The 16221-nt window shown below is 72.0% G+C and carries 16 protein-coding genes; 7 read left to right on the forward strand and 9 right to left on the reverse strand.

The genetic code is table 11. From position 1 onward, the window contains the following. Window positions 1–30: 30 nt before the first annotated feature. The 3 genes from ACTXG6_RS13390 to ACTXG6_RS13400 are packed head-to-tail and all read right to left on the reverse strand — an operon-like array spanning window position 31 to window position 1886. Window positions 31–492 (reverse strand): MaoC/PaaZ C-terminal domain-containing protein, encoded by a 462-nt coding sequence (locus tag ACTXG6_RS13390; RefSeq protein ID WP_445188111.1) that lies wholly within the window; start codon window positions 490–492, stop codon window positions 31–33. Between the two features lie 59 nt (window positions 493–551). After that, complete coding sequence (gene hisN, locus ACTXG6_RS13395) at window positions 552–1358, reverse strand: histidinol-phosphatase (RefSeq protein WP_445188112.1); 807 nt, start codon at window positions 1356–1358, stop codon at window positions 552–554. Between the two features lie 6 nt (window positions 1359–1364). Beyond that, entirely contained in the window at window positions 1365–1886 is a 522-nt protein-coding gene (locus ACTXG6_RS13400) for a GtrA family protein (RefSeq protein WP_445188113.1), read from the reverse strand. A 119-nt stretch (window positions 1887–2005) separates the two neighbouring features. On the opposite strand from ACTXG6_RS13400, the gene ACTXG6_RS13405 reads away from it, so the two are divergent. The 3 genes from ACTXG6_RS13405 to ACTXG6_RS13415 all read left to right on the forward strand — a co-directional run bounded on the left by ACTXG6_RS13405 (window position 2006) and on the right by ACTXG6_RS13415 (window position 5254). After that, complete coding sequence (locus tag ACTXG6_RS13405; protein ID WP_445188114.1) at window positions 2006–3220, forward strand: 5-(carboxyamino)imidazole ribonucleotide synthase; 1215 nt, start codon at window positions 2006–2008, stop codon at window positions 3218–3220. Continuing rightward, complete coding sequence (purE, locus tag ACTXG6_RS13410; RefSeq protein WP_445188115.1) at window positions 3221–3745, forward strand: 5-(carboxyamino)imidazole ribonucleotide mutase; 525 nt, start codon at window positions 3221–3223, stop codon at window positions 3743–3745. 351 nt (window positions 3746–4096) lie between these two features. Next, window positions 4097–5254, forward strand: coding sequence for an acyl-CoA dehydrogenase family protein (locus ACTXG6_RS13415; RefSeq protein WP_445188116.1), 1158 nt, complete (start codon window positions 4097–4099; stop codon window positions 5252–5254). Window positions 5255–5383: 129 nt separating this feature from the next. Here ACTXG6_RS13415 and ACTXG6_RS13420 read toward each other — a convergent pair whose 3' ends face one another. Together ACTXG6_RS13420 and ACTXG6_RS13425 are read right to left on the reverse strand one after the other, a co-directional pair. Continuing rightward, a complete protein-coding gene (locus tag ACTXG6_RS13420) occupies window positions 5384–6217 on the reverse strand; it encodes an arginase family protein (protein WP_445188117.1) in 834 nt (277 codons plus the stop codon). A gap of 75 nt (window positions 6218–6292) precedes the next feature. After that, entirely contained in the window at window positions 6293–7651 is a 1359-nt protein-coding gene (locus tag ACTXG6_RS13425) for a hypothetical protein (RefSeq protein WP_445188118.1), read from the reverse strand. Window positions 7652–7907: 256 nt separating this feature from the next. On the opposite strand from ACTXG6_RS13425, the gene ACTXG6_RS13430 reads away from it, so the two are divergent. Next, a complete protein-coding gene (locus tag ACTXG6_RS13430; RefSeq protein WP_445188119.1) occupies window positions 7908–9134 on the forward strand; it encodes a glycosyltransferase in 1227 nt (408 codons plus the stop codon). An 11-nt stretch (window positions 9135–9145) separates the two neighbouring features. Here ACTXG6_RS13430 and ACTXG6_RS13435 read toward each other — a convergent pair whose 3' ends face one another. Then, entirely contained in the window at window positions 9146–10627 is a 1482-nt protein-coding gene (locus ACTXG6_RS13435; protein ID WP_445188120.1) for a long-chain-fatty-acid--CoA ligase, read from the reverse strand. A 289-nt stretch (window positions 10628–10916) separates the two neighbouring features. Here ACTXG6_RS13435 and ACTXG6_RS13440 point away from each other — a divergent pair, with 289 nt between their 5' ends. Then, window positions 10917–11099 (forward strand): hypothetical protein, encoded by a 183-nt coding sequence (locus tag ACTXG6_RS13440; protein WP_445188121.1) that lies wholly within the window; start codon window positions 10917–10919, stop codon window positions 11097–11099. A gap of 161 nt (window positions 11100–11260) precedes the next feature. Next, a complete protein-coding gene (locus tag ACTXG6_RS13445) occupies window positions 11261–11506 on the forward strand; it encodes a hypothetical protein (protein ID WP_445188122.1) in 246 nt (81 codons plus the stop codon). 101 nt (window positions 11507–11607) lie between these two features. On the opposite strand, the gene ACTXG6_RS13450 is transcribed toward ACTXG6_RS13445, so the two are convergent. Both ACTXG6_RS13450 and ACTXG6_RS13455 read right to left on the reverse strand, forming a co-directional pair. Continuing rightward, a complete protein-coding gene (locus tag ACTXG6_RS13450; protein ID WP_445188123.1) occupies window positions 11608–12198 on the reverse strand; it encodes a short chain dehydrogenase in 591 nt (196 codons plus the stop codon). A gap of 82 nt (window positions 12199–12280) precedes the next feature. After that, window positions 12281–13021 (reverse strand): AraC family transcriptional regulator, encoded by a 741-nt coding sequence (locus tag ACTXG6_RS13455; RefSeq protein ID WP_445188124.1) that lies wholly within the window; start codon window positions 13019–13021, stop codon window positions 12281–12283. Window positions 13022–13075: 54 nt separating this feature from the next. Between ACTXG6_RS13455 and ACTXG6_RS13460 the strand changes: the two genes are divergently transcribed. Further along, a complete protein-coding gene (locus ACTXG6_RS13460) occupies window positions 13076–14239 on the forward strand; it encodes an MFS transporter (RefSeq protein WP_445188125.1) in 1164 nt (387 codons plus the stop codon). Between the two features lie 91 nt (window positions 14240–14330). Here the strand turns inward: ACTXG6_RS13460 and ACTXG6_RS13465 are convergent, their stop codons facing one another. Further along, a complete protein-coding gene (locus ACTXG6_RS13465; RefSeq protein ID WP_445188126.1) occupies window positions 14331–15806 on the reverse strand; it encodes a carotenoid oxygenase family protein in 1476 nt (491 codons plus the stop codon). Window positions 15807–16221: the final 415 nt, after the last annotated feature.

Raw genomic sequence — 16221 nt, forward strand, 5'->3', positions numbered from 1 at the left:
GGCTGGCGTTGCGCGGACAACGCCGGCCACTCACGAGGTCAGCTGTACCCGGGTGCCGAAGATCGCGGTGAACTGGGCGCGGTAGACGCAGTCGTCGCCGCGGTGCAGGGTGGCCAGCACGTCGACGAGGCCGATCCCCGGTTTGCTGCGGGACGGCCGGGCCCCCAGCACCCCGGCCCGGGAGCTGAGCACGTCGCCGGCGAACACCGGGGCCGGCCAGCTCAGCGAGTTGCCGCCGGGCGAGCCCAGCGCGGTCGAGCGGTTCAGCACGACCTCGGCCCAGGAGCGCATCCACAGCGACGCGGTGAACCAGCCGGAGGCGCACAGCCGCCCGCCGAGCAGCGCGTTGTTCGCGGCCGCCACCGGGTCCAGGTGGAACGGCTGGGGGTCGAACCGGCGGGCGAACTCGACCATCTCGTCGCCGTCGACGGCGATCGTGCCCAGGTCGAACACCTGGCTGCCCTTGAAGTCCTCGAACGCGAGCTCTGGCATGGCCGAGATCGTGCCACGGCCGGACCGGGAGGCGCCTGCTGATACCGGCCGATACCGGGTTACGCCGTCAGGTGGGCGAGCGCGGCGTCGTGCAGCGCGCCGTTGGAGGAGACGCCGCTGCCGCCGTCGAAGCGGGCGGTGCCGGCCAGGTCGGTGAAGGTGCCGCCGGCCTCGGTGACGATCAGCTGCAGCGCGGCCAGGTCCCAGGTGTTCGCCTCGGCGTCGATGCCCAGGTCGATCGCGCCCTCGGCGACCAGCACGTGCTGCCAGAAGTCGCCGAACGCGCGCACCACCCAGCACTGCTCGGCCAGCCGCAGGTACCGGTCCAGGACGCCGAGCTCCTGCCAGCTGCTCAGCTCGGTGGTCGACAGGTAGGCGTCCGCCAGGTCGCGTACGCCGGACACCGCGAGCCGCCGCACCGCGCCGCCGAGTTCGCTGGTGAAGGCGCCGCCGCCGGCACTGGCCCACCACCGGCGGCCCATCGCCGGCGCGCTGACCACACCGACCAGCGGGCGGCCCTGCTCGGCCAGCGCGATCAGGGTGGCCCACACCGGCACACCGCGGGAGTAGTTCTTGGTGCCGTCGATCGGGTCCAGGATCCAGGCCCGCCCGTCCAGCGAGCCGCCGCGCTCCTCACCGAGGACCGCGTCACCGGGGCGCTGCTCGGCCAGCACGGCGCGGATGGCGTCCTCGGCGGCGGTGTCCGCGTCGGTGACCGGGGTGCGGTCCGGCTTGCGGTCCACCCGCAGGTCGGCGGCCCGGAAGCGGGCCAGCGTGATCCGGTCGGCGGTGTCCGCCAGGGTCAACGCCAACCGCAGGTCGGCGTCCGGGGAGTCGGGCGGGGAGTCGGGTGGGGAGTCGGGCACAGCCGCTCAGCCCTCCGCGGCGGGGACTACTACCTGGCGCCGGACATCCTGGTGCGGGAAGACGAAGCGGCGGAACGCCCACCAGCGGAACGCCATGCCGACCAGCACACCGATGATCTGGCCGCTGATGAAGTCCGCCCAGTGCTCGGTGATCAGCGAGACGGCGGGTACCCGCAGGTCGAACGCATAGCGCGACAGCCACAGCGGAGCGGCGTAGACGGCCACGCTCACCCCGCTGACCAGTACGTAGAGCACCGCCTCGTGATGGCGCTCGCGCCCGCCCCGGGTGCGGAAGGACCAACCGCGGTTCAGGCCGTAGGAGGCCAGCGTGGCGACCAGCACGGAGATCACCTTCGCGGTGACCGGCTTGGGCTCGAGGATCGTGCTCTTGAGGACCAGGAAGATGGCGGTATCGATCACCCAGGTGGTTCCCCCCACCATGGCGAACTTGAGCAACTCTCGGTGCCTGATCGCGACAGCACGGTAGGGCTGTGGGATCAAGCGGAGCGCCGTTTCGACGACCGTCACCGGGCCAGTTTAAGAGATCGCTCTCCGGCGCTCACCGACTGTCGCGGGAAACACCGCTTGAACGGCCGGGATGGCCTCCGACCGAGGTCGACGAACGGCCCGGATATCGTCTCCACCCTGTGGACCCCCGCACTCGCCTCCCCGTCGTCGGAATGGTCGGCGGCGGGCAGCTGGCCAGGATGACCCATCAGGCGGCCGTCGCGCTCGGGCAGTCACTGCGCGTGCTCGCCGTGTCACCCGACGATCCGGCCGCCATGGTGAGCCCGAACGTCGTGCTCGGCGCCCCGGACGACGCCGCCGCGCTCGGCGAGTTCCTCGAGACCTGCGACGTGGTGACCTTCGACCACGAGGGCGTGCCCACCGAGCCGCTCGCCTCGCTGGCCGGCTCGGCGGTCGGTGGAGCGGTGCCGCTGCGGCCGGCGCCCGCCGCGCTGGTGCACGCCCAGGACAAGCTGGTGATGCGCGAGCGGCTGTCCGCGCTGGGAGCGCCGTGCCCGCCGTTCCGCGCGGTGTCGTCGATGGCGGAGGTCGCGGCGTTCGGCGCGGAGCACGGCTGGCCGGTGGTGCTCAAGGCGCGGCGGGGTGGCTACGACGGGCGCGGCATCTGGATGCTCGACGACCCGATCCACGCTGCCCCGATCGTGGCCGAGACCCTGGCGGCCGACACCCCGCTGTTGGTCGAGCAGCGGGTGGTGATGCGCCGCGAGCTGGCCGCGCTGGTGGCTCGCTCGCCGTTCGGGCAGGGCGCGGCGTGGCCGGTAGTGCAGTCCGTGCAGGACAACGGGATCTGTGTGGAGGTGATCGCGCCGGCACCGGGGCTGCCCCCGGCGCGCGCGGAGGCGGCCCAGCGGCTCGCGCTGCACCTCGCCGCCGAGCTCGACGTGGTCGGGTTGCTCGCGGTCGAGCTGTTCGAGGTGGACGGGCCGGGCCCGGACGGGACCGGGCTGCTGGTCAACGAGCTGGCGATGCGGCCGCACAACTCCGGGCACTGGACCATCGAGGGCTCCCGCACCTCGCAGTTCGAGCAGCACCTGCGCGCGGTGCTGGACTACCCGCTGGGGGACACGACGGCGACCGCGCCGGTCACCGTGATGGCGAACGTGCTCGGCGGCGACCCGGTCCCGGAGATGGGCATGGACGAGCGGCTGCACCACCTGTTCGCCCGGTTCCCCGATGCAAAGGCGCACCTGTACGGCAAGGGCGAGCGGCCGGGTCGCAAGATCGGGCACGTCACCGTGCTCGGCGCGGACCTGACCGACACCCGCCGGCGTGCCTCGCTGGCGGCGGAGTGGATGTCCCGGGCAGTCTGGCGGGACGGCTGGGAGGTGCACTGAATGACGGACTGGGCTGACAGGGCGGACGGCGGCGCGGTGGTCGGCGTGATCATGGGCAGCGACTCGGACTGGCCGGTGATGTCGGCGGCGGCCGAGGCGCTCAAGGAGTTCGGGATAGCGCACGAGGTCTCCGTGGTGTCCGCGCACCGCACCCCGCGCCGGATGCTGGACTACGCGGAGAGCGCCGTCGGGCGCGGCCTGCGGGTGATCATCGCCGGTGCCGGCGGGGCGGCCCACCTGCCGGGGATGGTGGCCTCGGCGACCCCGCTGCCGGTGATCGGGGTGCCGGTGCCGCTGGCCTACCTGGACGGGCTCGACTCGCTGCTGTCCATCGTGCAGATGCCGGCCGGGGTGCCGGTTGCCTGCGTATCGGTGGGCGGGGCGCGCAACGCCGGCCTGCTGGCGGTCCGGATGCTCGGCGCGTCCGACCCGGAGCTGCGCGCCCGGGTGGCCGCCCAGCAGGCCGAGCTGGAGAAACTGGTGCTGGCCAAGGACGCCGCGCTGCGGGCCTCGCTGGCCGAGTAGCGCCCGCCGAGGCACCCAGTGGTATCGCTCTCAGCAAACCTCGTTGCCGGACCGGCCGTTCCGGTCGTAGCGTACGAGTACACACGGAGGGAGGTGGTCCAGCGTTGAATAGCAGCAGGACTTGTGAGGTGGCTGTCCGCTAGCACCGCGAATCCTGACGGTCGATGGAAGCCGGTCCGGTGCCGGCAATCCCCCGACAGTCACCCGGCCCCCGGGCTCCGAGCCATTGTCCAGCTCGGTCACACCGCTCTTCGCTAACCCGAAGGTGTGATACGGCCCGGGGGCTGTCACATGTCCGTAGGGGTGTCGTCCTCTGTGCGGGCGCAGGGCGTGGCATTAACATCACCGCTCGTGAACCCGGATTTCGACATCTACCAGCTCCCCGAAGAGCACCGAGAGCTGCGCGCGGCCGTCCGCTCGCTGTCCGAGAAGGAAATCGCGCCGCATGCCGCCGACGTCGATGACAAGGCGCGCTATCCCACGGAGGCACGTACGGCGCTCACCGCCGCGGGCTTCCACGCGGTGCACCTTCCGGAGGAGTACGGCGGCGACGGAGCGGACGCGGTCGCCGGCTGCATCGTGATCGAAGAGGTTGCGCGGGTCTGCGCCAGCTCCTCCCTGGTCCCGGCGATCAACAAGCTGGGCAGCATGCCGATCCTGCTCGCGGCGTCGGAAGAGCTGAAGAAGCAGGTCATGCCGTCCATCGCCAGCGGCGAGGCGATGATCTCCTACGCCCTCTCCGAGAGGGAGTCCGGCTCGGACGCGGTGGCCATGAAGACCAGGGCCCGGCTCGACGGCGACCACTGGGTGCTCAACGGCACCAAGGCGTGGATCACCAACGCCGGCGTCTCGTCCTGGTACACCGTCTTCGCGACGACCGACCCGGAGAAGGGCGCGAACGGCGTCTCCGCGTTCGTGGTGCACGCCGACGACCCCGGCTTCGAGGTCGGCCCGAAGGAGCGCAAGCTCGGCATCAAGGGCTCGCCCACCTGCGAGATCTACATGACCAACTGCACCATCCCGGCGGACCGCATCATCGGCGAGCCCGGCACCGGCTTCAAGACCGCGATGCGCACCTTCGACCACACCCGGCCGACCATCGGCGCCCAGGCCCTCGGCATCGCCCAGGGCGCGCTGGACGCCTCGGTGGCCTACGTCAAGGAGCGCCGCCAGTTCGGTCGCTCGATCTCGGACTTCCAGGGTGTGCAGTTCATGCTCGCCGACATGGCCATGAAGGTCGAGGCGGCCCGCCAGCTGGTCTACGTCGCGGCCGCCAAGGTGGAGCGCGGCGACAAGGACATGACGTTCATGGCCAGCGCCGCGAAGTGCTACGCCTCGGACGTGGCGATGGACGTCACCGTCGACGCGGTCCAGCTGTTCGGCGGCGCGGGCTACACGCAGGACTTCCCGGTCGAGCGGATGATGCGGGACGCCAAGATCACCCAGATCTACGAGGGCACCAACCAGATCCAGCGGATGGTCATGGCCAGGGCGGTGCTCAAGGGCTGAGCCCGACGGGCAGCGTTGTTACCGCGCAGCGTTGTTACCGAGCTGCGTTGTTGCCGAGCTGCACACCAGGCAGGTTTTGCCGGCCCGCGGCCTGCCTCCTGTGCAGCTGGGTAACAACCGGCCGGTGCGTCAGCCGGTCAGGGCTGCCAACAGCGGGCTCAGCGCGTCGAGGAGCTCGTCCGGTGGGCAGTGGGTGCCGTCGGCCCAGCGGCCCTCGTACTCGCCGAACTCCGCGCCCACCAGCTCGCCGGCCGCCACCACCTCGGCAATCGCGTTCAGCTGGGGCAGTGTCAGGCCGCCCGGCACGGCGTAGTCGGTCGGTACCGTCCCGGGTTCCAGCACGTCGCAGTCGAGGTGGAAGTAGACCCGGTGCCCGCTCAGCAGCCCGGCGAGCCGCTCGGGTAGCCCGTCACCGATCGGCAGGTGCCGGATACGGCCGGCGTCGATGAGCCCGCGCTCGGCCGGATCGATGTCCCGGGCGCCGCACAGCACCGCACGGCTGAGGTCGACGCCCGCGCCGTGGCCGGTGTCCCACAGCCCCGCCGGGCCGGACAGCGCCATGCCGCCCAGGTAGCCGGACGCGCTGGAGTCGGGCACGTTGATGTCCGCGTGCGCGTCCAGCCACAGCACCACCGCGTCCGGGTGCACCCGCGCGATCGCGGGCAGCGTGGCCACCGCGACCGCGCACCGGGTGATGGCGGACACCGGGACCTGCCCCTGATCCAGGAGCTCCCCGTACCGCCGCCGCATCGCCACGAGGTCGTTCCGGGCCGCGTCGAGCTCGACCCGCCACCCCTGCGCCAGCGCCGGCTTCGGGGTGCCCACCGTGGTCAGCGGCAGCGCCATCCGGGTCGCCAGTGCCTCGCCGAGGGTGCCGGCGGCGCTCATCGCCCGGTCGTTGTGGTCGCCGACCCGCCCGACGAACGCCGTCAGCGCCGGAGCTGTGTCCCGTTGCCCGCCCATGGCCCCCGTTCCCGTCCCGCCGAGGTCATCATGGTCGGTGCGAGCATGCCGGGGCGATCGGTTTCCCCGCGCGGCTCACCACACCGTGAGCAGCAGGTGGTTGACCGCCAGCGCCAGCACCGCCTGGCCGAGCAGCCAGGCCCGTGGTGCCGCCGGCCGCCCGAGCAGTGCGGCCAGTGGCACCAGCCAGACCACGAAGGGCAGCCAGATGCGCTCGACCTCGCCCTTGCTCATGCCGGACAGGTCGGCGAGCAGGATCGCGGCCACCGCGGCGCCGGCCAGCAGCGCCGCCGGCCGCGGCACGGCCCCGGGGGCGGCCACCGCCCGCCGGATCCCGGCGACCAGTGCCGGGCCGGCGGCGAACAGCACCGCCGCGATGTCGGCCAGCCCGAAGTACAGATACGGCCGGCTGGCCGCGATGCTCGCCGCGTAGATCACCTTGACGTCGGCGTAGCCGGTGAACCACCAGAACCCGCTCGCGGTGAACGCCAGCACGACGACGGCCAGACCCGAGGCGGCGAGCACCGCCGCACGGCCGGCACCGGTACCGACCAGCACGGCCAGCGGGAGCAGCACGCCGAGCGCCAGCCCGTAGGACAGGTAGAGACAACAGCCGTACAGCGCCCCGCCGGCCACCGCCGCGACCCCGGACCGGAGACCGCGCCCGGCACAGCCCACCGCGACCAGCGCGACGCTCCAGGCCAGGACGCCGGCGAACAGGCCGTCCGCGGAGACCCCGACCCACACCGCGCCGGGCAGCAACACCCCGAACGGCAGCGCGCGGCGGGCCACCTGCTCCGCGCCGAGCGAACGCAGGGTGACCGCCACGGCCACGCACGCCGACGCCCCGACCAAGATCACCGATACCCCGGCCGGGCCGCCCCCGCCGAGGCCGACCCGGTCCAGCCAGACGAACAGCAGGAACGCCAGCGGGGGGTGGGCGCCGACGTGGGTGGTCCAGAACCAGCTCTGGCCGGGGTCGACCGCCGTGGTCAGGATGTGGTCGGAGAAGGTGCGCAGCATCAGCGGGACGTCGCCGACCAGCGGCACGTCGTGCAGGTACTCGTCCCTGGTGGCCAGCCGCCCCGCCACCCCCCGTTGCCAGCCGTCCACCATGGCCAGCGCCAGCGTCCACAGCACCGCCGTCGGGTACGCGGCCCAGAGCAGCGTGCGCCAGCGCAGCCGCGCGGCCAGCCCGGGACCGTTCGTGGCCACCAGGCCGGCGACGGCCACCGCCACCGGCGTGCCGGGGCCGACGTGCGGCAGCCACCGGGCCAGCAGCGGCGGGAACCCCAGGTCGATGTCCACACCGGCGCCGATCAGCCGCCAGCCGAGGAGCGCGGCCACCGCCACCAGCAGCGCGGCGCCGGCAACCGCGACGAGGTCGGGGAGGACACCGCCGCGCCGGCCGGACCGACGCTCGGTGATCAACACGTGGCCACCATAGCCAGGCGGTACCGCCGCCGACCCTTACCGAGTCGTGACGCCGCAACCGAGCGGCCGACTCGCCGACGAGCCGACTCGCCGACGGTGCTGGCCAAGTGCCGCGTTCCGGCCCTACCGTGGGTAGCCACCGCGGGTCGAGCGACCTGGTGGTCTCGTCACCGCTGCCGACCACGTCGAGACGTCCGTCCCGATGCCTCGGGACCGCCGTCCGGCCGGGTTTCCGGCGGAAGGGGTGGTAGCGATCATGGTCAGTGCGGTCCGGTCCACCCCAGAGCCCGGCGCGGACTCCACCGTGTCCGGGGTGACCGTCGTGGGCATCCCGGCCCGCGACGAGGCCACCACCATCGCCGCGGTCGCCCGGGCGGCGGACGCCGGCCTGCGGCTGGCCTTCCCCGGCGGGAACAACCTGCTCGTGCTCGCGGACAACGGCAGTACCGACGGCACACCGGAGGCCTTCCTGGCCGCGCCGACCGACACCCCGAAACGGGTGGTGCAGTCCGGCGGCGGGGCGACCGGCAAGGGCACCAACGTGCTGGCGCTGATCACCACGGCGCTCGAGGTGCGGGCCGAGCGGCTGATCCTGCTGGACGCCGACCTGCGCTCGGCGCGCGCGGACTGGATCGGCCGGCTCGCCTCGGCCGTCGACGGGCCCGGACCGAGGCTGGCGGTCCCGGTGTACCGGCGCAACCGGTACGAGGCGAACACCACCAACCACCTGGCCCGCCCGCTGGTCGCCGCGCTGTTCGGCCGCCATCTGCAGCAGCCCATCGGCGGCGAGTTCGCGCTGAACCGCGCGCTGCTGTGCCGGGTCCCGGAGTGGCCGCACCCGGCCAGCGCGCAGCTCTACGGCATCGACATCTGGCTGACCGCCAACACTCTGCGCGAGGGGCACCCGGTGGTCGAGGTGCCACTCGGGCGCAAGCTGCACAACTCGCCGTTCCCGAAGATCCTGCACCTGCCCCAGCAGGTCCTGGACTCCCTGTTCCACGTCGCGCTGCGCTCTGAGCGGCCCCGACCCGCCTCCCTGGACGGCCCGGTCATCCGGCGCGCGGTGGACAGCGCCGCCGCACCGCAGGACCCCGCCCTGGTAGCGGAGGTCGGGGCCTCGGTGCGCCGTTACCTGGCGGCCCACGGCCCCGAGATGGGCCGCTTCTTCCCGAACATGGCCGCGCTGCCCGCCGCTCCGTGGGGCCCTCGGATCGCCACCCAGGACTGGCCGCCGCTGCTCGCGGACGCGGTGCAGACGCTCGCGGCCGGCCACTTCCAGAGCGCGCGGGACCACCTCATCGCGCTCTACGTGAGCCGGGTGCTGAGCTTCTTCGAGGAGATCGAGCAGCTCAACGACACCGAGATCAACGCGCTGCTGGACCGTCAGGCCCTGCACACGGTCAAGATGGTGTCGGACCGGTCGATCATCTTCGCCGGGCCGCCGGCATCCGCCGAGTTCGACCGCGGCTTCTGGACCGGCTGACGGCCGCCGGCTCAGTCCAGGGTGATCTCGCGCTTGAGGATCTTCCCGGTCGGCCCCTTCGGCAGTGAGCTGACCAGCTCGACCCGCCGGGGGTACTTGTAGGCCGCGACCTTGCTCTTGACGTAGTCGCGCAGCTCGTCGGCGGTGGCCTCGGCGCCGGGTTTGAGCGCAACGACGGCGGCGACCTCCTCGCCCAGCTCGGCGTGCTTCATGCCGATGACGGCGGCCTCGGCGACGGCCGGGTGCTCGTAGAGCACCTCCTCGATCTCCCGGGGGTAGATGTTGTAGCCGCCACGGATGATCATGTCTTTCTTGCGGTCCACGATGAAGTAGAAGCCGTCCTCGTCGCGCCTGGCCACGTCGCCGGTGTGGAACCAGCCGTCCTTGATCGCGGCCCGAGTTGCCTCCGGCTTGCCCCAGTAGCCCTTCATCACGTTGTGGCCGCGGATCACGATCTCACCGGGGTCGCCCTCGGGCACGTCCTTGTCGGCGTCGTCGACGATGCGGAACTCCACCCCGGACACCGGGAAACCGATGGAGCCGGGTCGCCGCCGTGCCGGGGTGTTGAACGAGGCGACCGGGGAGGTCTCGGACAGCCCGTAGCCCTCCAGTACGACGCAGCCGAACTCCTTCTCGAACGCCGTCATCACCTCGACCGGCATGGCCGCGCCACCGGAGGCGCACACGCGCAGCGACGAAAGGTCGTAGTCGGCCCGGTTGGGGTGGTTGACCAGCGCGACGTACATCGTCGGCACACCCTGGAAGATGGTCACCTTGTCCCGCTGCAGGATCTCCAGCGTCTTCGTGGCGTCGAAGCGGGGCAGCAGCGTCAGGCAGGCACCGGCGGCCACCGAGGCGTTCAGCCCGCAGGTCTGGCCGAACACGTGGAACAGCGGCAGACCGCCGAAAACCACGTCGTCGGGGCTGGCGTCCAGCAGTGCCCGGCCCACCTCGACGTTGCGGGTCAGGTTGTCGTGGGTCAGCTCGGCGCCCTTCGGCTGACCCGTGGTGCCCGACGTGTAGAGGATCACCGCCGTGTCGTCGGCGGCGCGGTCGACGACGCCTGCGACGGGTGCGGCCGAGCCGAGCAGACCGAGGAACTCGGCCGGATCGATCAGCACCGCCTCCGCGTCGGCCAGCTTCGCGCCGGCCCGCGCCTCGGCCCCGAACCCGTGCCAGGCGAAGATCAGTCCGGCGCCGGAGTCGCTGAGGTAGTAGGCCACCTCCCGCTCCTTGAGCAGCGGGTTCATCGGTACCGCGACGGCGCCGGCGCGCAGCACGCCGTAGTAGAGGATGCCCCAGTGCGGCACGTTCGGCAGCATGATGCCGACCCGGTCGCCCGGCCCGATGCCGCGCGCCGCCAGCAGCCCGGCGATGTGCTGGGACGCGGTGTCGAGCTGGGCGTAGCTCAGCTGAGCGTCGTCCAGCTTGACTGCCGGGCGGTCCGCGTACGCGGTAGCGGCGTGCGCGAGGGCATCGGCGACGTTCACCACGGGTTACCTCCACATCGAGATGGCCATGCTCCGGGCAGGGCGGCTTGCTAGATCCTCGCCCCCGCGGCTCGTCCGGACAACGTATTCGTCGCAACCGGACTGCTCTGAGCGGCCGAGTCGAACAGTCGTTGTGGCTTCGTTCACATCGGCGGATCCGCACCAGGGTAAGCTGAGGGTGTCGCACGGGCGGGAATCCGCCCGTGCGCTGGAGCCCCCCGGGTCCCGGCCGCGTTGTAGAGCGGTACACCAACGCTCGGCGCGTGAACGCTCGGCGCGTGTGAGGAGACATATGAGGTTTGTCAGAAGAGCCGGCGAAACCGACGAGGAGATCCGCGCTGCCGCGAGCATCGTGGACGAGGCTCGCGGTCGCCAGGCGACTCTGGTCGTAGCCAGCCACTCCACCGACGCCGAGGACTGCATCGAGCTGTTGGCGATGCTCGGTCTGCGCGGCGGCGCCACGGTCGGGCACTAGGCGCGCGAGAACGGAGTTGGGGCCCGCCGGTGTCCGGCGGGCCCCCACCGCCTTGTCAGGCGGGTAGGCTGTGCGCGTCCTGCCCCGAGAGTGTCGCCCTGCGGCGCCGGGTCAGGAGTTTGCTCTCCTCGCCGGCGGTGCCGGCGGAGTCAGGTCGTTTGATGACCACCGCGGTACCGGGTAACGATTCATACGCCGACATCACCGAACAGATGTTCCGCGAGTTCGCGTCCGAGCACAGCCTGTCGGTGATCGCCGATACGGTCCGCCGGTGCCGCACCGATCTGCGTGCCTCCCGTCGCGGTCCCGGGCTGGAGTCGCTCGAACGCCTCGTCCGGCAGCGGTTGAGCGCGACCGTCCGGCCGCGCCGGGTTTCGGTGGCGAACCCCTGCCCCCGAGGCCGCTGACCCGCCCACCAATCGGACGCCCAGCGGCGGCGGAACCCAGCGCGGGGCAGCTGTACCGCCGTGGCCCGCGCGCCGCCCAGCACGTTCCGCATCCGCGCACCCTATTCGAGGATGTACACCTGCCCGGTCTGGTGGCCCTCGATGGAACGCACGTACGCGTTCGCCGCGCGGCGCACCGGGACCGGCTCGATACCGGCGAACAGGTCGCCGTACGCCGCGACCGACTCCGTGAACACGGTGGGGCTGACCGCGTTGACGCGTTGGGTCAGCTCGATCGCGGCGGCCCGTACGAAGGCTTCGACCGCTCCGTTGGCCAGCGCGGCCACAGTGCCGGTGCGCAGTGGGTCCCGGCCGAGCACGCCGGTGATCAGCGTGAACGATCCGGTGACCGTTTCGATGCCCTGGCGGACCAGCTCGACCTGGCTGACCACCTTGCCGGCGACACCGTCCAGCACGTCCTGATGGCGCATCTCGCGCAGCGGCAGCCAGGGCACGTGGCCGGCCGCCGAGGCCACCGCGTCCACCGGGCCGACCTGGGCGTACATCGCGCCGATCGACTCCGGATCGGTGATGTCGACCGAGACGTCCGAGCCCTTGCGGGACGCGGTGACGACCTGGTGACCGCGTTCCCGGAGTACCTCGAGGACGCTCAGTCCCAGGGTGCCGGTGGCTCCCACGAGCAGAATCTTCATGGTCACAGCGTGCCGTGAATCGGGTCGGCCGCCCAGCCCTTTCGCCGGTGCCCACCCGGTGCGAGCGCCACGGGCGGCGGGGTCAGTTGGGGGTGCGGCCGGGTGTGTGGCCGAAGGCCCGGCGGAACACGTCGATGAATGCGCTCGCCGAAGACCATCCGCAGCGGTGCGCCACCGCGGTGACCGGCACGTTCTCGGCCAGCAGGATCAGCGCCTGGTGCAGCCGGAGCTGGGTGCGCCACTGCGGGAACGTCATGTGCAGCTCGGTGCGGAACAGTCGGGACAGGGTGCGCTCGCTGGCGCCGACCGCCGCGCCCAGCCTGGCGAGCGGGCGGCCGTCGGCGGGGTTGTCGTGCAGCAGCTGGCAGACCGCGGCCAGCCGGGAATCGTGCGGGCTAGGCAGCTGGATCGGCTCTAGCGGCGAGCGCCGGAGCTGATCCAGCAGCACCGCGCGCAGCCGGTCCCGCTCGGCGCCGAGGTCGGTCGGGTCCCGGGTGTAGCTGATGATCAGCTCGCGCAGGAGCGGGCCGACCGCCAGCACGGTCGGCTCCGCCAGCCCCAGCGGGTTCTCGCCGGGCGGCAGCCCGACGGTGTGCAGGTCGGTCTCGCCGTAGGCGCGGTGCTCATGGGTCGTGCCCGCCGGCACCCAGATCGCGCGGGTGGCCGGGGCGATCCAGCGGCCCCGCTCGGTCGTCACCGAGAGCACTCCGCAACCGGCGTACACGATCTGGTGGTTGTCGTGGCGGTGCGCGTCGATCGCCGATCCGGCGGCGAGGCGCTGCACCATGGTCCGGCCCACCGGTGTATGGCGGATTTCCGGCATAAACTGACACATTATCGGAAGCCCGACGCAGCGGCGGTGTCCGAAGCTCTCTGGGTGACCGAGATTGCGCAGGCCCCTACGCCGACCCGGGGTGACCGGGGTCCGACCGTGCTGTTGGCGATCGGGCACGGCAGTGTGGACGTCTACCAGGGGATCGTCCCGGTGCTGGTGCCGTTCCTGGTCGCCGAGCGGCACTACGACTACGTCGCGGTGTCCGGCTTCGTACTCGCGGCGACCGTGCTGTCGTCGGTGGTCCAACCGCTGTTCGGGCTGCTCACCGACCGGTGGGCGATGCGCTGGCTGATTCCGGTGAGCATGCTCGTCACCGGCCTCGGGGTCGCTCTGCTCGGGGTCAGCGGGAGCTACTGGTTGTCCCTGACGGCGATCGCGCTGTCCGGTGTCGGGGTCGCGGCGTACCACCCGGAGGGGGCCCGGCTGGCCCGCTCGGTCACCGGCGGCGAGCCGGTGCGGATGAGCTGGTTCTCCCTGGGCGGCAACGTCGGGTTCGCGCTCGCGCCGGTGATCGCCACCCCGGTGCTGGCTGTCTGGGGGCTGTCGGGCGCACCGGTGCTGATCGTGCCAGCACTGCTCGGGATCGCGGTCAGCGTGCCACTGCTGGGTCGGGCTTCGGCGCCCCGGGCGGCCTCCGCCGGGCCCGCCGGGGTGGACGACTGGCCGGCGTTCCGGGTGTTGACCTCGGTGATCGTGCTGCGTTCCGTGGCCTTCGTCGGGTTGAGCACGTTCCTCGGGCTGTTCGTGCAGCAGCGGGTGCACAACAGCCCCACGTCGAGCGCGGTGGCGTTGTTCGCGCTGTTCGCCGGCGGCGCGGTCGGCACCGTGCTGGGTGGCCGGCTGGCCGCGAGGTGGGGCCGGCTGCGGGTGCTGCGCGCGGCGTACGCGGCCGCCGCCGTTGCGCTGACCGGCGTGGTGCTGGTGCCGGGGCCCGGGGTGCTGGTGTTCGTGGCCGCCGCCGCACTGACCCTGTACATGCCGTTCTCGCTGCACATCACCCTCGGCCAGGACTACCTGCCCCGTCGGATCGGCACCGCGAGCGGCGTGACGCTCGGGCTGGCGGTCAGCGCCGGCGGGGTGTTCGCCCCGGTACTGGGCATGCTCGCGCAGGCCACCTCGTTGCGGATCACACTCGCGTCGCTGATCCTGCTCCCGGCGCTGGCATGCCTGCTGGCCCGCCGACTGCGCGAGCCGGCGGTGCCCTGAACTCACCCGGGGCCCGGGGCTCACACAGCCCGGTTGGCGCCGACACAGCGGCCCAGGCCGCTGTGTCGAGCCACCAGAGCTGTGTGGGCGGCTATCCGGGCGTTTCGGTGGGGGCCCAGTTGCCGTGGAAACCGTTCGGGACCCGCGCCGGCAGGTGCACGGCGCCTACGGTCTCCAGGCTCTGCGCGTCGATGATCCTCAGGTCGCTGCGGTCGGTCGTGGTGTCGTAGACGAAGCCCATCAGCACGCCCTCGTCCTCCGCCGCGTCGGCGCTGTTGGGCACGAACACGAACTCGCTGCCACGCTTGCCGGCGCCGAGGTTGACGGCCGTGGTGCGCCCGGCCACCAGATCGTGCCGCAGCAGTGCGTCGGCCGCGTCGGCCCCGGTGCCGGGCATGGTCTGCAGCGCGTAGCCGTACCGGTGCCGTCGACCGACCAGGCGCTCGTCCACCCGGGGGAACTCCTGCGGGTGATCGTCCAGGCGGGACTCCCGGACCTTGTTGTCGGCGAGGTCGACGGTCCAGCGGTCCAGCGTCGGCTGGCCCTCGTTCGGGCCGTTGAAGTCGGTGGCGAACATCTTCGGGTGCCGGACCACGTCGAGCACGACGGTGTCACCCTCGTCGTAGGCGTTGAGCGGGTGGAAGACGTAACACGGCTCGACGTCGAACCAGCGCACGTCCGTGGTGCCGTCCGCGCGGTCGCCGTCCCTGGCCATGACGCCGATCCGGGCCGGGTAGCGCGGGTTCCACCGGTAGGGCATCCGGCCGTTGTTCGGCACCTGCCTGCCCAACATGGCGCTGATCGGGTCGGGCACCCGGACCCGGCCGATCAGTGCGGACATCACCAGGCGCGCCGGGGTGCGCAGCGCGCCCGGCATCGGCGTGCCGGCGACGCTCTGCTCCGCGTCGAAGGTGACCGGCAGGTCGTAGAAGATCACGTACTTCTCGGTGAGGGAGAAGTCGTGCATCATCGGGCTGCCGGTGACCTTGACGTCCACAGTGCGCCGCGCCCGGCCATCGGTGCCGATCACCGAGTACTGCACCCGGTTGCCCCAGCCGAAGAAGTACGACACGGCGTGCAGCTCGCCGGTCAGCGGGTCGCGTTTGGGGTGCGCGGTGTATCCGCCGGGCAGCGTGCCGTCGAAGTTGCACGGGCCGACCGTGTCCAGTTCGTCGGTCAGCTCGTAGTTGGCGACGCCGCCCTCGACCAGTGCGAGCGTGCGGCCGGCGTGCTGGATGACGTTGGTGTTGGCGCCCAGTCCGGCGATCGGGGCGCTGCCCGAGCTGCCCGGTACCGGTTCGCCGAGGGTGGCCGCCACCTCCGGGGAGCGCACCCACCGGTTGCGGTACCACTGCGCGCGGCCGTCCCGCAGCCGCACGCCGTGCACCATGCCGTCGCCGAGGAACCAGTGGTAGGCCGCCGGGTCGACCTCGGCGATCGGGTTCGGGCCGTTGCGCAGGTACCGGCCGTCGAGGTGTTCGGGGATGTGTCCGGTGACCGTCAGATCGGTGACGGTGAGCTCTTCGTGCACCGGGGCGAAGTTGCCTGCGAGGTACGGGTTTGCCATGACTGGCTCCTGGTGGCGAGCTATTTGTAACGTTGTTTTGAATTATGGTAACGCCGTTACCGATGTAGTGCAAGGGCGTCTGTGCCGCGCGTTCGGTGACCGGGAGAGCCGCCGGAGATTCGCCGGTGGGTAACCGGCACCACTCGGTGTGGACAACGCGGCGGCGACATCGCGGTGCCGACATCGCACGGTGCGTGGACGTCGCGCACCTCGCACCATGCGCGACGTCCACGGGAGATGCGCGACGTGGTGTCGCAAGGTGCGCGGTGAGCACGTGAGGTGCGCGGTGAGCACGTGAGGTGCGCGGTGAGCGCGGGAGGTGCGCGGCGAGCACGGGAGGTGCGCGGCAAGTACGGGAGGTGCGCGGTGAGCACGCAAGGGTGCGGGGCAAGTACGGGAGGTGCGCGGCAAGCAC

It is taken from the genome of Pseudonocardia sp. Cha107L01 (genome assembly GCF_052566575.1).

What these genes read in the sequence shown, in the direction of transcription:
- ACTXG6_RS13390 (WP_445188111.1), bottom strand. Translation starts at nt 492, where the DNA reads ATGCCAGAGCTCGCGTTCGAGGACTTCAAGGGCAGCCAGGTGTTCGAC.
- ACTXG6_RS13420 (WP_445188117.1), bottom strand. Translation starts at nt 6,217, where the DNA reads ATGGGCGGGCAACGGGACACAGCTCCGGCGCTGACGGCGTTCGTCGGG.
- ACTXG6_RS13450 (WP_445188123.1), bottom strand. Translation starts at nt 12,198, where the DNA reads ATGAAGATTCTGCTCGTGGGAGCCACCGGCACCCTGGGACTGAGCGTC.
- ACTXG6_RS13430 (WP_445188119.1), top strand. Translation starts at nt 7,908, where the DNA reads ATGGTCAGTGCGGTCCGGTCCACCCCAGAGCCCGGCGCGGACTCCACC.
- ACTXG6_RS13445 (WP_445188122.1), top strand. Translation starts at nt 11,261, where the DNA reads ATGACCACCGCGGTACCGGGTAACGATTCATACGCCGACATCACCGAA.
- ACTXG6_RS13455 (WP_445188124.1), bottom strand. Translation starts at nt 13,021, where the DNA reads ATGCCGGAAATCCGCCATACACCGGTGGGCCGGACCATGGTGCAGCGC.
- ACTXG6_RS13440 (WP_445188121.1), top strand. Translation starts at nt 10,917, where the DNA reads ATGAGGTTTGTCAGAAGAGCCGGCGAAACCGACGAGGAGATCCGCGCT.
- purE (WP_445188115.1), top strand. Translation starts at nt 3,221, where the DNA reads ATGACGGACTGGGCTGACAGGGCGGACGGCGGCGCGGTGGTCGGCGTG.
- ACTXG6_RS13465 (WP_445188126.1), bottom strand. Translation starts at nt 15,806, where the DNA reads ATGGCAAACCCGTACCTCGCAGGCAACTTCGCCCCGGTGCACGAAGAG.